General features: G+C 74.5%; 15 protein-coding genes. 6 read left to right on the top strand and 9 right to left on the bottom strand.

Annotated features, from left to right (window positions below):
* Positions 1 to 6 precede the first annotated feature (6 nt).
* The gene (locus NH342_RS00335; protein ID WP_253010090.1) at positions 7 to 984 is read right to left on the bottom strand and encodes a 1-phosphofructokinase family hexose kinase; all 978 of its coding nucleotides are present in this window, start codon (positions 982 to 984) and stop codon (positions 7 to 9) included.
* Complete coding sequence (locus NH342_RS00340) at positions 981 to 1,775, bottom strand: DeoR/GlpR family DNA-binding transcription regulator (RefSeq protein ID WP_253010092.1); 795 nt, start codon at positions 1,773 to 1,775, stop codon at positions 981 to 983. The genes NH342_RS00335 and NH342_RS00340 overlap by 4 nt, the downstream gene beginning before the upstream one ends.
* 221 nt (positions 1,776 to 1,996) lie before the next feature.
* On the opposite strand from NH342_RS00340, the gene NH342_RS00345 reads away from it, so the two are divergent.
* Both NH342_RS00345 and NH342_RS00350 read left to right on the top strand, forming a co-directional pair.
* Positions 1,997 to 3,706, top strand: coding sequence for a phosphoenolpyruvate--protein phosphotransferase (locus NH342_RS00345; protein WP_253010094.1), 1,710 nt, complete (start codon positions 1,997 to 1,999; stop codon positions 3,704 to 3,706).
* A gap of 217 nt (positions 3,707 to 3,923) precedes the next feature.
* Complete coding sequence (locus NH342_RS00350; protein ID WP_165640165.1) at positions 3,924 to 4,079, top strand: hypothetical protein; 156 nt, start codon at positions 3,924 to 3,926, stop codon at positions 4,077 to 4,079.
* Between the two features lie 54 nt (positions 4,080 to 4,133).
* On the opposite strand, the gene NH342_RS00355 is transcribed toward NH342_RS00350, so the two are convergent.
* On the bottom strand, positions 4,134 to 4,955 hold the full coding sequence (locus tag NH342_RS00355) for a tyrosine-protein phosphatase (RefSeq protein ID WP_253010096.1): 822 nt from the start codon (positions 4,953 to 4,955) through the stop codon (positions 4,134 to 4,136).
* A gap of 148 nt (positions 4,956 to 5,103) precedes the next feature.
* On the opposite strand from NH342_RS00355, the gene NH342_RS00360 reads away from it, so the two are divergent.
* The 4 genes from NH342_RS00360 to NH342_RS00375 are packed head-to-tail and all read left to right on the top strand — an operon-like array spanning position 5,104 to position 8,691.
* The gene (locus NH342_RS00360) at positions 5,104 to 6,057 is read left to right on the top strand and encodes an ABC transporter ATP-binding protein (RefSeq protein WP_253010098.1); all 954 of its coding nucleotides are present in this window, start codon (positions 5,104 to 5,106) and stop codon (positions 6,055 to 6,057) included.
* Entirely contained in the window at positions 6,054 to 6,863 is an 810-nt protein-coding gene (locus tag NH342_RS00365) for an ABC transporter permease (protein WP_253010100.1), read from the top strand. The genes NH342_RS00360 and NH342_RS00365 overlap by 4 nt, the downstream gene beginning before the upstream one ends.
* A gap of 41 nt (positions 6,864 to 6,904) precedes the next feature.
* The gene (locus NH342_RS00370; RefSeq protein WP_253010102.1) at positions 6,905 to 8,089 is read left to right on the top strand and encodes a sensor histidine kinase; all 1,185 of its coding nucleotides are present in this window, start codon (positions 6,905 to 6,907) and stop codon (positions 8,087 to 8,089) included.
* Entirely contained in the window at positions 8,086 to 8,691 is a 606-nt protein-coding gene (locus NH342_RS00375; protein WP_253010104.1) for a response regulator transcription factor, read from the top strand. The genes NH342_RS00370 and NH342_RS00375 overlap by 4 nt, the downstream gene beginning before the upstream one ends.
* 98 nt (positions 8,692 to 8,789) lie before the next feature.
* On the opposite strand, the gene NH342_RS00380 is transcribed toward NH342_RS00375, so the two are convergent.
* The 6 genes from NH342_RS00380 to NH342_RS00400 all read right to left on the bottom strand — a co-directional run bounded on the left by NH342_RS00380 (position 8,790) and on the right by NH342_RS00400 (position 13,240).
* Positions 8,790 to 8,954, bottom strand: coding sequence for a hypothetical protein (locus tag NH342_RS00380; RefSeq protein ID WP_253010106.1), 165 nt, complete (start codon positions 8,952 to 8,954; stop codon positions 8,790 to 8,792).
* Positions 8,955 to 9,062: 108 nt separating this feature from the next.
* Positions 9,063 to 10,907 (bottom strand): acyl-CoA dehydrogenase, encoded by a 1,845-nt coding sequence (locus NH342_RS00385; protein WP_253010108.1) that lies wholly within the window; start codon positions 10,905 to 10,907, stop codon positions 9,063 to 9,065.
* A 106-nt stretch (positions 10,908 to 11,013) separates the two neighbouring features.
* Positions 11,014 to 11,301 (bottom strand): lipopolysaccharide assembly protein LapA domain-containing protein, encoded by a 288-nt coding sequence (locus tag NH342_RS00390; protein ID WP_253010110.1) that lies wholly within the window; start codon positions 11,299 to 11,301, stop codon positions 11,014 to 11,016.
* A gap of 42 nt (positions 11,302 to 11,343) precedes the next feature.
* Complete coding sequence (locus NH342_RS00395) at positions 11,344 to 11,997, bottom strand: TetR/AcrR family transcriptional regulator (protein WP_253010112.1); 654 nt, start codon at positions 11,995 to 11,997, stop codon at positions 11,344 to 11,346.
* A 163-nt stretch (positions 11,998 to 12,160) separates the two neighbouring features.
* Positions 12,161 to 12,286: a hypothetical protein gene (locus tag NH342_RS23065; protein ID WP_256479017.1), complete on the bottom strand. Its 126-nt coding sequence runs from the start codon at positions 12,284 to 12,286 to the stop codon at positions 12,161 to 12,163.
* Positions 12,287 to 12,352: 66 nt separating this feature from the next.
* Positions 12,353 to 13,240, bottom strand: coding sequence for a metal ABC transporter permease (locus tag NH342_RS00400; RefSeq protein ID WP_253010114.1), 888 nt, complete (start codon positions 13,238 to 13,240; stop codon positions 12,353 to 12,355).
* Between the last annotated feature and the right edge of the window lie 3 nt (positions 13,241 to 13,243).

The raw sequence follows: 13,243 nt of genomic DNA on the forward strand, positions 1-13,243 counted from the left end.
GGGGACTCAGTGGGACAGGGACGGTGCAGAACCGGCGAAGCCGGGGGTGACCCGGACGGCGGGACCGTCCACCTGGGCCGGGGTGGGGACGGCGGAGCCGGGCAACGATGCCGAGGCCGCGCCGTAGGCGACGGCGGACCGCAGCCGGTCGGCGGCGGCACCCCCGTCGAGGTCGGCCAGCAGGTAGCCGGCCAGGCTGCAGTCACCGGCGCCGACCGTGCTGCGCACGGTGATGGCCGGCGGGCGGGCGGAGAACAGCTCCCCGTCCGCGGTCGAGAGGAGGGCGCCGTCGGCCCCCAGGGTGAGCAGCACCTCGCGCACGCCGCGCTCGTGCAGGACGGCGACGGCGGCGAGGGCGGCGTCGGGGTCGGCGACGACCTCGGCCTCGGTGGTGCCGGCCAGCTGGGCCAGCTCCTCGGTGTTGGGCTTGAGCAGGTCGGGGGCGGCGTCGTGCCCGGCGTCGAGCAGGGCCAGCAGCGGCGCCTCGGAGGTGTCGACGGCGATGCGGGCACCGGTCGGCCGCACGGCGCGGACGAGGTCGGCGTACCAGTCCAGCGGGGTGCCGGGGGGCAGCGAGCCGCACAGCGCGACCCAGCGGGCGCCGGCCGCGTGCTCGGCCACGGCCGCGGCGAGCCCGGCGCGGGTCGCGTCGTCCAGGGCCGCCCCGGGCTCGTTGAGCTTGGTGGTCGTGCCGTCGGGCTCGGTGAGGGTGTAGTTGGTGCGCACCGGCTGGCCGATCGGCACGGTGGCCAGCCGCAGGCCCAGCTGCTGCAGGGCGCGGACGATCGGGTCGTCGTCGGCCGCGGGCAGCACGGAGACGACCTCGGCGCCGGCGGCGGCCACCGCCCGGGAGACGTTGACGCCCTTGCCCCCCGGCTCGGTGCTGCTGGGGGCCAGCCGGGCGACGCTGCCGCGCTCCAGCGGGCCGGGCAGGGACAGCGTGCGGTCCAGGCTGGGGTTGGCGGTCAGGGTCACGATGCTCATGCGGTGAGGACCTCGATCCCGTGCGATTCGATCTCGGAGACGACGTCCGGGTCGGCCTCGTCGTCGGTGACCAGCACGTCGACGTCGTCGACGGCGGCGAAGCGGACCAGGTGCTCGCGGCCGAGCTTGCTGCTGTCGGCGAGCACGACCACGCGCTGGGCGGCCTTGACCATGGCGCGCTTGGAGGCGGCCTCGGTCTCGTCGGGGGTGGTGAAGCCGTGCGCGCCGGTGACCCCGTTGGCCCCGAGGAACACCACGTCGGCCTTGAGGTCGGCGAGCGCCGCGACCGTGGACTCGCCCACCGCGGTCTGGGTGATGCCCCGGACCCGGCCGCCCAGCACGTGCAGGCTGATGCCGGGGGCGGCCGAGAGGCGGTGCGAGATGGGCACCGAGTTGGTGACCGCCAGCAGCCGGCGCCCGGTCGGCAGCAGCTCGGCGAGCGCGGCGGTGGTGCTGCCGCCGTCGAGGATCAGGCTGCCGTCGGCGTCGGGGACGTAGGCCAGCGCCGCGGAGGCGATGCGCCGCTTCTGCTCGGTGCGGGTGCTGCGCCGCTCGCCGAGGCCGGGCTCGAGGACGGTGAGCGCGCCGGTGGGCACGGCCCCGCCGTGCACCCGGCGCAGCATCCCCGAGCGCTCGAGGACGGCGAGGTCGCGGCGGACGGTCTCGGTGGTGACGCCGAACCGCTCGGCCACCGCGGTCACGGCCACCCGGCCGCGCTGGGCGACCAGGCCCGCGATGGCCTGCTGGCGCTCCTCCGCGTACATCTGCACCCCCGACCTAGTGTTGCGCACGTCACTGATGCACGCCCGGTTCTGTTGTTTCTGGTCTGTGTTGGTGTTGTTCTACGTTGGTTACGTTGACAAGTCAAGACACCTCGGTGACTGTGGTCACCACGCCCCTGCGACGCCGGTCACCCCGCTGTCGACGGGCGCGGAGCGGGTGGGCACCATGCACCCCACACCCGTCCGCGCCACCGTCGTCGCGTCGCCTCCAGACCCAGGAAGAGGTCCCGATGTCGACCACCCACCCCGACGTCACCAGCACCGGCGCCGACGGCCCCGTGGTGCTCACCGGCACCCCGGTCGTGCCCGGGGTGGCGCTCGGCCCGGTGATCCGCCCGCACGGCGCGGTTCAGCTGCCCACCGAGGACGCCGAGCCGGTGGCCGAGGCCGACCGCGCCGCGGAGAAGGAGCGGTTCACCGCCGCGGCCGAGGTGGTGGCCGGCCGGCTCACCGAGCGGGCCGCGGCCGCCAGCGGGGTCAGCTCCGCTGTCCTGCAGACCACCGCGGACCTGGCCAAGGACCGCGGCCTGCGCTCCACCGTCGAGCAGCGCATCGACGCCGGCGCCTCCGCGCCGGTGGCCACCGTGGGCGCCGCGCAGCAGTTCGCCGACCTGTTCGCCAGCCTGGGCGGGCTGATGGCCGAGCGGGTCACCGACGTCAACGACGTCCGCGACCGCATCGTGGCCGAGCTGACCGGCCAGAGCGAGCCCGGCGTCACCAACCCCGACACCCCGTCGGTGCTGCTCGCCGACGACCTCGCCCCGGCCGACACCGCCGGCCTGGACCCGGCCCGGGTCATCGCGCTGGCCACCCGGCTGGGCGGGTCCACCAGTCACACCGCGATCATCGCCCGCCAGCTCGGCCTGCCCTGCGTCGTCGCCGTGGGCGGGCTGGCCGACGTGCCCGAGGGCGCCCTCGTGCTGGTCGACGGCGAGGAGGGCACGGTCACCGTCGACCCGGACCAGGCCGACGCGCAGGCCCGGGTCGAGGCCGCGCAGGCCGCCGCCGCGGCGCTGGCCGGCTACACCGGGCCCGCGCGCACCTCCGACGGTCACGCCGTGCAGGTGCTGGCCAACGTGCAGGACGGCGCCGGGGCGCAGGCCGCGGCCGCCGCGCACGCGGAGGGCGTGGGTCTGCTGCGCACCGAGCTCGCGTTCCTCGGGCACAGCGAGGAGCCCTCGGTCGAGGAGCAGGCGCAGGGGTACCGGGGCGTCTTCGAGGCCTTCCCCGGCGCCAAGGTCGTCGTCCGCACGCTGGACGCCGGGTCGGACAAGCCGCTGGCCTTCGCCACCCCCGCCGACGAGGCCAACCCGGCGCTGGGCGTGCGCGGGCTGCGCACCACCCGGCTGAACCCGGGCATCCTCACCCGCCAGCTCGACGCGGTGAAGCAGGCCGCCGAGGCGACCGGTGCCACGCCCTGGGTGATGGCGCCGATGGTGTCGACCGTGGCCGAGGCCGCCGACTTCGCCGCCGCCGTCCGCGAGCGGGGCATGGTCCCGGGCGTCATGGTCGAGGTGCCCTCGGTGGCCCTGCTGGCCGACCGGTTCCTGCAGCACCTGGACTTCCTGTCCATCGGCACCAACGACCTGTCCCAGTACACGCTGGCCGCCGACCGGCTCTCCGGTGACCTGGCCGACCTGACCGACCCCTGGCAGCCGGCGCTGCTGCGCATGGTCCAGTTGACGGCGGAGGCCGGGCAGCGCGTCGGCAAGCCGGTCGGCGTCTGCGGCGAGGCGGCTGCCGACCCGCTGCTGGCCTGCGTGCTCGTGGGGCTCGGCATCACCTCGCTGTCCTGCGCGGCGTCCTCGGTGGCCGGGGTCGGCGCCAAGCTCGGCACCGTCACCCTCGACACCTGCCGGCGGGCCGCCGAGGTCGCGCTGGCCGCCGACGACCCGCAGTCGGCCCGCGCCGCCGTCCGCGAGGTGCTCGACGCCGCCTGAAGAAGGACCCCTGCGCTGCGGGCCCCCGGTGACCACCTGGTCGCCGGGGGCCCGCGGCTTTGTGGCGTGCACCACTTTCGTAGATCAACTGCTGCTTTCGGGTGAACATCCGTAGATCAGTGGACGACATCACCTACGAATCGCGGGAACAATCGGCGATGCGCCTGCTTTACTACAGGTGCACACCCCGAACGAGCAACGGAAGAAGGACAGCACCATGAGCAGCGTGACCAGCACCTGGCGTCAGCGTCGGGAGGCGTCGCGGACCCGTCGGGCTCTGGACAAGGCGCTCGCCCGCTCCAGCAGCCCCGCGATGCGCGACGACCTGCTGACCCTGGCCAACAGCAGCCAGTTCTCCAGCGTCCTGCGCTGACGCAGCACGCCACGCACGAGCCCGACTCCCTCGCGGAGCCGGGCTCGTCCCGTCTCAGGGCCGGGTGAGCCTCTCCCGCAGCGCGGCCTGCTCGTCGGGGCCGAAGCCGTGCGCCCCCAGCCAGCCCAGCGGGCCGCCGTGTCGCTCGTCGAGCAGGTCCAGCACCCGTTCCATCGTCTCCGCCCGCGGCGTGTGGCTGGCGACGTCGCGGCGGGTCATGTCCTCGGCGTAGGTGTGCCGGGCAGCCAGCTTGGCCACCACGTCCTCGATCCGCTCCGCGGTGAGCGCGTAGTCGGCCACCACGGCCTCGCGCCGCACCCCGGCGACCGACAGCGCCAGCGCGACGACCACGCCCGTGCGGTCCTTGCCGGCCGCGCAGTGCACGACCGAGGCACCCGGCGCAGCGGTGATCGCCCGCAGCGCGCCGACCACGTTGTCCGCCCCGTCGGACAGGTAGCCCAGGTAGGCCTTGACCGAGGGCGTCTCGCCCTCGTCGCCGGGGGCGGCGGTGCGCGGGAGCAGCGTCTCCACCCAGTCCGCCGGCGGCTCGACCTCGTCGGCGTCGGCCCCGTCGGCGAAGACGTCGGTGTACTCGCCCACCTCGGGGATGAGCGTGAAGTGCCGGTGGGTCACCTCGGGGACGTCGCGGAGCGGGCCGCGACCCTCCATCCGGACCTCGGCGCTGGTGCGCAGGTCCACCACGTCGGTCAGGCCCAGCTCGCCGAGGCGGGCGACGTCACCGGCGTCCAGCTCCTGCAGGTCGTCGCTGCGCAGGACGCGCCCCGGCACCGTCGTCCCGCCCCCGGACAGCGGCAGGCCACCCAGGTCGCGGGTGTTCGTGGTGCCGGTCAGGTCCAGCCAGCGGGAGTCGGGCACCCGGCGACCGTAGCCGGTGCACCCCTGACGAACCTCACGGGTGACCCGTGCAGGGGGGCCGTGAGGTCGTGAGGGATGGCACCCGCGCCGGGCCGGGGCGGCGGGCAACGTCAGGGGTGACCGAGGACCAGCCCCCAGGAGGACGACGATGCCACCCGCCACCGCCGCACCGCCCACCACGACCACCGCCGCCGTCGAGGTCACCGACCTGTGCCGCAGCTACGGCGACTTCGAGGCCGTCCGCGGCATCTCCTTCGAGGTCCGCCGCGGCGAGGTGCTGGCCCTGCTCGGCGTCAACGGCGCCGGGAAGACCTCCGCCCTGGAGGTGCTCGAGGGCCTGGCCCCGGCCGGCGGCGGCACCGTGCGGGTCCTCGGCATGGACCCCGTCCGCGACCGCACCCGGGTGCGCCGCGAGCTCGGCGTGCTGCTGCAGACCAGCGGGCTGCCCGGCGACCTCACCGTCGCCGAGACGCTGCGCGCCTGGGCCGGCACCTTGTCCGACCCCCGCCCGGTCGAGGAGGCGCTGGCGCAGGTCTCGCTGACCGGCCGGGCCGACGTCCGGGTGCGGTCCCTGTCCGGCGGCGAGCGGCGCCGGCTGGACCTGGCCATGGCCCTGCTCGGCCGGCCGGGCGTCGTCGTGCTCGACGAGCCCACCACCGGCCTGGACCCGGAATCCCGCCGCCAGGTGTGGGAGCTGGTGCGGGGTCTGGTCGCCGACGGCGCCGCCGTCCTGCTGACCACCCACCACCTGGAGGAGGCCGAGGAGCTGGCCGACCGGGTCGCCGTCATGCGGGCCGGTCAGGTCGTGCTCTCGGGCACCCAGGCCGAGATCGCCGAGACCCAGCCGGCCACGATCCGCTTCGCCCTCGACGACGGCGACCCCCGACCGCCGGTGCCCGCCGAGGTGCAGGTCGTCGAGGACGGCCGCCGCACCGAGTGGCGCACGCGTGCGCTGCAGCCGGTGCTCGCGCAGCTGCTGGCCTGGGCCGCCGAGCACGGCGTCGTGCTGCGCACCCTCGCTGCCCGGGCCGGCTCGCTGGAGCAGGCCTTCCTCGCCGTCGCCGACGGCACCCACCCGAGCCTGACGGAGGAGAACCGATGACCACCGCGACCCTGTCCCGCCCCACCGGCCCCTCCCGGGTCACCCGGGTGTGGTCCCTCGCCTCGGCCGAGACACGACTGTTCCTGCGCAACCGGACGGCGCTGGTCAACTCCGTCGTCGTCCCGGTGCTGTTCGTGCTGGCGGTGCCCGCCCTCGGCATCGGCGGCGGCGACCTGCCCTTCGGCCCGCGGCTGATGGTCATCGCCGTCGGCATCAGCCTGGTGATGCTGACCTACTACAACCTGGTCACCACCTACGTCGCCCGCCGCGAGGAGCTGGTGCTGCAGCGGATGCGCACCGGCGAGCTGACCGGCACCGAGGTGCAGATCGCGACCGCGGTCCCGACGGTGCTGGTCACCCTCGGCCAGATCGCGATCATCGCCGTCGGCGTGGTCGCCATCGGTGAGTGGTCGGCCCCGGCGGACGTGCTCCTGCCGCTGGTCGCGCTGGTCGGGGGCGTCGTGCTGATGGTGCTGCTGGCCGCCGCCACCACCGGGTTCACCCGCACCGCGGAGTCCGCGCAGATCACCGGCCTGCCGTTCATCATCCTGTCCACCGGCCTGTCCGGGCTGTTCTACCCGCTGTCGGCGCTGCCCGAGACCCTCGGCGAGGTCGCCCGGTTCCTGCCGCTGAGCCCCGTCGTCGAGCTGCTGCAGCTAGGGCTGGCCGGCCGGACCTGGCAGGGCGACGCCGTCGACGGGTCGGTCTGGGCCGCGGCCGGGGTGCCGCTGGCGGTGCTGGCCGGCTGGCTGGTGCTGGGCACGCTGGCAGCCCGCCGGGGCTTCGCCTGGGCGCCCCGCCGGTGACGGTTCGCCCCACCCGGACCCGGCACGGCAGCATGGCTGCCGTGCCGGGTCTGTCGCGCTGGTGGAGCAGCCGCTCCGACACAGACCGCATCGAGCTCTACACCCGCTGGTCGTTCTACGTCGCGCTGGCGGGCCTGCCGTTCGTGGTCGTCACGGTGGTCGCCTCCGAGCACCGCTCGCGGGGCGTGGGCTGGGACGTGGCCCTGGCCGCCGTGACCCTGTGCACCACGGCGGCCTGCGTCGTGCTCACCCGGGCCGGCTTCCGGCGGGGTGCCGTGCCGCACGGTCCGCTGGCCGTCGCCGTCGGGGCCGGGGCAGCCACCGTCGCGGTCGGGCTGTTCCTCACCGACGGCAGGGACGCGTCGGGGGCCCCCTACCCGGCCGGTCCCTGGCTGGTCGGCGCCGTCGGGGCGGCGGTGCTGGTCGCGCTCTCGGTCACCACCCCCTACCGGCCGCTGTCCTGGCTGTCGCTGGCCGTCGGGGTGGTCGCCGGCGGGCTGGCGGCGCTCCGGCCCGGGGTACCCGTGGTCGGGTCGGTGGTGGTCGGGCTGTCCATCGCCGTGGCCGTCGGCTTCTTCCTGGGCGCCTTCCGGTTCAGCGTGTGGCTGCTCGACGTGGTGCGGGAGCAGGACCGGACCCGCGGCGTGCAGGCCCAGCTCGCCGTCGCCGAGGAACGGCTGCGCTTCGCCCGCGACCTGCACGACGTCATGGGCCGCAACCTGTCGGCGATCGCGGTGAAGAGCCAGCTGGCCGAGCAGCTGGTCCGCCGCGGACGGCCCGAGGCCGCCGAGGAGGTCGCCGCGATCGGGGCGCTGGCCGGGTCCTCGCTGGCCGAGGTGCGCGAGGTGGTGCGCGGCTACCGGGCCGTCGACCTGCGGTCGGAGCTGGCCGGTGCGCGCTCGGTGCTGCGTGCGGCCGGCATCGACTGCACGGTGACCGGTGAGGACGTGGAGCTGGCGGAGGGGGCGCAGGTGGTGCTCGGCTGGGTGGTGCGCGAGGCGGTGACCAACGTGCTGCGGCACGGGTCGGGGGGCCCGTGCACGATCGCGGTCGCCGCCGGCGGCGGGGAGGTCTCGCTGACCGTCACCAACACCGCGACCGGGGACGCCGGCGCGTGGGGCTCGGGGTTGACCGGGCTGTCCGAGCGGCTCGCCGAGGCCGGGGGCCGGCTGTCGGCCGGACGGCGGGACGGCGGGTTCGTGCTGGTGGCGGAGGTGCCGGCGTGATCCGGTTGCTGCTGGCCGACGACGAGAACCTGATCCGGACGGCGCTGGCCACCCTGCTGGGCCTGGAGGACGACCTCGAGGTGGTCGCCCAGGCGGCCTCCGGGTCGGAAGCGGTGGCGATGGCCCGGGCGCACCGGCCGGACGTGGCGGTGCTGGACCTGCAGATGCCCGACCGCGACGGCATCTCCGTGGCCGGCGACCTGGCCGAGGCGCTGCCCGGCTGCGGGGTGGTGATCGTGACCGGCCACGGCCGGGCCGGTCACCTGAAGCGTGCGCTGAGCGCGGGCGTGCGCGGGTTCCTGCCCAAGACGGTGCACGCCACGGTGCTGGCCGACGTCGTCCGCACCGTGCACGGCGGGGGCCGCTACGTGGACCCCGAACTGGCCGCCGAGGCGATCAGCGCCGGGGACTCCCCGCTGACCCCTCGCGAGGCCGACGTCCTGGAGCTGGCCGCCGGGGGTGCGCCGGTCGAGGAGATCGCCGGCCGGGCGCACCTGTCGGTGGGCACGGTGCGCAACCACCTGTCCTCGGCCGCCGGCAAGCTGGGCGCCCCCAACCGGCACGCCGCGGTGGACGCCGCCCGCCGGCACGGCTGGATCTGAGGCACCCCGGAATTCCGCGCCGTCGATCGACGCCCAGCGACCACTCGGGGCGCCGAATGATCGGCCAGCGTCGATCGACGGCGCCAGGGGGCGGCGGTCTAGGAGCTCTCCGGGTCGGCGACGTCGCCCTCGCGCTGGGCCTCGGCGTCCGTGGTCAGCGCGGTGTCCTCGGCGCCGGTGTCGGTCCGGTCGTCACCCGGCCGGCCGTCGACCAGGTTCGCGTCGCTGGGGGAGTCGGCCGGGTCGGTGATGGGGTCGGTCATGGGCACGCTCCTGCCCTCCGCCCGCCGTGATCATGCAGGACGGCACCGTCGACACGCCGCCCCACGGCGTGTCCACGGTGCGGTTCTGCATGATCAACAGGGGGGGCGTCAGAAGGCGGCTTCGTCGACGTCCATCAGCGAGTTGTCGGTGGCCTCCACGATGGCGCGCTCGGCGGTGAGCTTCGGCAGCACCTGGGTGCAGAAGAAGCGGGTCGCGGCGAGCTTGCCCTCGTAGAAGTGCCGGTCCCGCTCGCCGACCTCGCCGGCCAGCGCGGCCAGCGCCACCTCCGACTGCCGGACCAGCAGCCACGCGGTGACCAGGTCACCGGCGGCCATGAGGAGCCGGGAGGTGTTCTGCCCGACCAGGTAGGCGTTGCGCATGTCCTGCGCGGCCTGGCCGAGGTGGCCGAACATCGTGGTCAGCATGCCCTGGACGTCGTCCAGCGCGGTGGCCAGCAGGGCCCGCTCCTCCTTCAGCCGCCCGTTGCCGGCCTCGGCGTCCAGGGTCTGCTGGATCTGCGACGCCAGCCAGCCGATGGCCTGCCCGCCGTCCTTGACGATCTTGCGGAAGAAGAAGTCCTGGCCCTGGATCGCGGTGGTGCCCTCGTAGAGGGTGTCGATCTTGGCGTCGCGGACGTACTGCTCGATCGGGTAGTCCTGCAGGAAGCCCGACCCGCCCAGGGTCTGCAGCGACTCCGCGGCCAGCAGCGCCGACGCCCGCTCCGAGCCGTAGCCCTTCACGATCGGCAGCAGCAGGTCGTTGACCTTCGCGGCCAGCTGCGCCCGCTCCGAGTCGGCGGTGCCGGCGGCCTCGGCCTCCATCACCTCGTCCCGGAAGGTGGCGGTGTAGAGGTACAGCGCCCGCATGCCCTCCACGTGCGCCTTCTGCAGCATCAGCGAGCGCCGGACGTCGGGGTGGTGGGTGATGGTGACCCGCGGCGCGTCCTTCGCGGTCGCCGTCATGTCCGCGCCCTGCACGCGGGACCGCGCGTAGTCCAGCGCCACCCGGTAGCCGGCCGACAGCGTGCCGATGGCCTTGGTCCCGACGAACATCCGGGCGTGCTCGATGATCCGGAACATCTGGGCGATGCCCTCGTGCACCTCGCCGACCAGGGTCCCGACGGCGGGCACCGGGCCCTCGCCGAAGGTGAGCTCGCAGGTGGTCGAGACCTTCAGGCCCATCTTCTTCTCGACGCCGGTGACGTAGGCGCCGTTGCGCTCGCCGAGCTCCCCGGTCCCGAGGTCGACGTGGAACTTGGGGACGACGAACAGCGACAGCCCCTTGGTGCCGGGGCCGTGGCCCTCGGGCCGGGCCAGCACCAGGTGCACGATGTTGTCGGCCATGTCGTGCTCGGCGGAGGTGATGAACCGCTTCACGCCGTGGATGTGCCAGGTGCCGTCGTCCTGAGGGACCGCGCGGGTGCGGCCGGCGCCGACGTCGGAGCCGGCGTCGGGCTCGGTGAGCACCATGGTGGCGCCCCAGCCCTTGTCGATCATCAGCTCGGCGAGCCGCTGCTGGTCGGGGGTGCCCAGCTCGTGCAGCACGGTGGCGAAGCTGGGGCCCGAGCCGTACATGAACACGGCCGGGTTGGCGCCCAGGATCATCTCGTAGGCGGCCCAGCGCATGCTCGGGGGAGCGCCGAACCCGCCGAGCTCCTCGGGCAGGTCCAGCCGGAACCACTCGCCGTCGGTGATCGCCTTGATCGACTTCTTGAACGACTCCGGCATGGTGACCGTGTGGGTGGCCGGGTCGAAGACCGGCGGGTTGCGGTCGGCGTCGACGAAGCTCTCGGCCAGTGGGCCCTCCGCCAGCCGGCGGACCTCGTCGAGCACGCCGCGGGCGGTCCCGGCGTCCATCTGCGCGAACGGGCCGGACCCGAAGCGGTCCTTGGTGGACTGGAACTCGAAGAGGTTGAACTCCAGGTCCCGCAGGTCGGCGGTGTAGTGCCCCATGGTCGTGCTCCCGCTGCTGGTCGTCGCGGGCGGGCAGGTTACCCGCCGGTAACGAAGACCCTATTACTGACGAGTAACAAGCAGCAACGCGCCTCGCCCCGAGGGGTCAGCGGTCCCGGCGACGGGCCCGGATCGACAGCAGGGCCACGATCAGCGCCCCCAGGACGGCGGCCGCCAGCAGTGCGACGACCAGCGGCAGGTCGACCACGCCGAAGACCAGCGAGACCCGCACGGTCTGGGTGTTGAACAGCACGAACAGGACCAGGATGACCGTGACGACGACGAGCAGGACGCTGGACAGCGTGCGGCTGACGCTGCCCCCGCGTCGCTTCGTGCTCGGCGGGGGAGCGGTGCGCGGGGGAGTCGGGTCACCGGCGGCCGGGGAGGTGGTCATCCCGGAACGGTAGGGCGCAACCGGTCTGCTCGCAGGTCGGGCTCAGCCCGCGGCGACGGCGGCGTCGACCAGCCGCTCGGCGAGCCGGCGGCCGTGGCTGGCCGGGCCGTCGGGGCCGAGCAGCCCGCCGGAGAGCTGCATGCCGTCGATGATCAGGTGCAGCTGGGCGGCCAGGTCGTCGCCGTGCCCGGGCACGAGCTCCTCGGCGAGGTGGACCAGGCGCATGTGCAGCTCGTACTTGTAGTCGGCGGCGGCGGAGCGGGCCGGGTGCTGCGGGTCGTCGTACTCGCTGCTGACGTTGGTGAACGGGCAGCCACGGAAGCCGGTCCGGGTGACGTCGCGCTCCACCACGTCGACGATGGTCAGCAGCGCGCCGCGGGGGTCGTCCGCGAACCGGCCCAGCTCGGCGTCGATGAACCCGAGCAGCGTGGCGGCCTTGCGGGACAGGTAGGCGCCGACCAGGTCGTCCTTGCTCTTGAACAGCCGGTAGACGGTCATCTTGCCCAGACCGGTCTCGCGCACCAGCTCGTCCATGCCGACGCTGCGCGAGCTGCGGCCGGAGAACAGGCGCTCGGCGGTGTCCAGCACGATGGCCTGCCGCTCGGCGCGGCTGCGGCGGACGGGGATCGGGGCGCCGAGCGGGTCACCGGCCTCGAGGGCGTCGGTGGCGTCGGCGTAGGAGATGGCGGCGGTCACGCCAGCGATGGTGCACGCCGTCGTGACGGAGCGGTTCACGGCACGCCGGTGTGTCGGGGTCGCAACTCAGCGTGAAACGTACTGGTGAGCCGCCCGTGAGCGAGGTGGCGACTGGGACCGTTGTGACTGCGCGGTCACGGTCGCGCAGGATCTGCCGAGGCCCTCAGGCCCGGCGTACCCGGCGGGGGTTGGCCAGCAACCGGACCACCGGGGCGGCGGGGGGCTCCTGGGTGTCGGGGTGCTGGTCGGGTGCGGTGCTGCCGCTGCGCTGCGGCTCGTGGTCCGTCATCAGCCGAATATGCACCCGGTCGCTGCCTGCTGACCAGTCGTGGTGCTGGGAACTTGCCAGGAGGGGTCAGCGGGCGCGCTCGGGCACCGCGGGGACGGCGGTGTGGCCGCCCACCGGCGGTGCGGCCGGCCGGGCGGACCGGGGCTCGCGGGTGGCGAGGAGGGTCACGCCCCAGACGAGCACCGCGACGGCGACGACGAAGAAGCTCGGCGGCAGGTCGATCATCGCCGACAGCACCAGGCCCACCCAGACCGAGGCCAGCGCGAAGGCCACCGACAGCGCTGCGACGCCAGCGGGCCGGGCGGTCAGCCGCAGCGCCGCCGCGGCCGGGGTGACGACGAGGGCGAACAGCAGGAGGGTGCCCACCACCTGCACCGCCATGGTGATGGTCAGCGCCAGCAGGACGACGAAGGCCACCCCCAGCGCCCGCACCGGCACACCCCGGGCCTCGGCGACGGCGGGGTCTACCGAGGCGAACACCAGCGGCCGGCCGATGACCGCGAGGGCGGCGACCACCAGCAGGGTGAAGCCGCCGAAGGTCCACAGCTGGTCGCGGCTGATCGCCAGCAGGTTGCCGAACAGCACGTTGGTCGTGGTCGAGGCGTTGGCGGTGGCCAGGGAGGCGAACAGCACGCCCAGGCCGGTGGCGAAGGCGAGGATGGTGCCGGTGGCGACCTCGCGCTCGGCCACGCGCTTGCCGAACAGGCCGATGAGCAGCCCGCCGCCGACGCAGAACACCGCCAGGCCCAGGGTGACCGGGGCGCCGACCAGGATGGCCCCGGTCGCGCCGGGGAACCCGATGTGGGCCAGCGCGTGCGCGGCGAAGGCGTTCTGCCGGGTGATGACGAAGTAGCCCATCAGGCCCGCGGTCAGCGCGACCAGGCTGCCGCCGACGAGGGCGTGCTGCATGAAGGTGGTCTGGAGGATCTGGAGCCAGTTCTCCTGGAAGCGCACGGG

The sequence above is a fragment of the Klenkia sp. PcliD-1-E genome (genome assembly GCF_024124375.1).
Lineage (GTDB): Bacteria > Actinomycetota > Actinomycetes > Mycobacteriales > Geodermatophilaceae > Klenkia.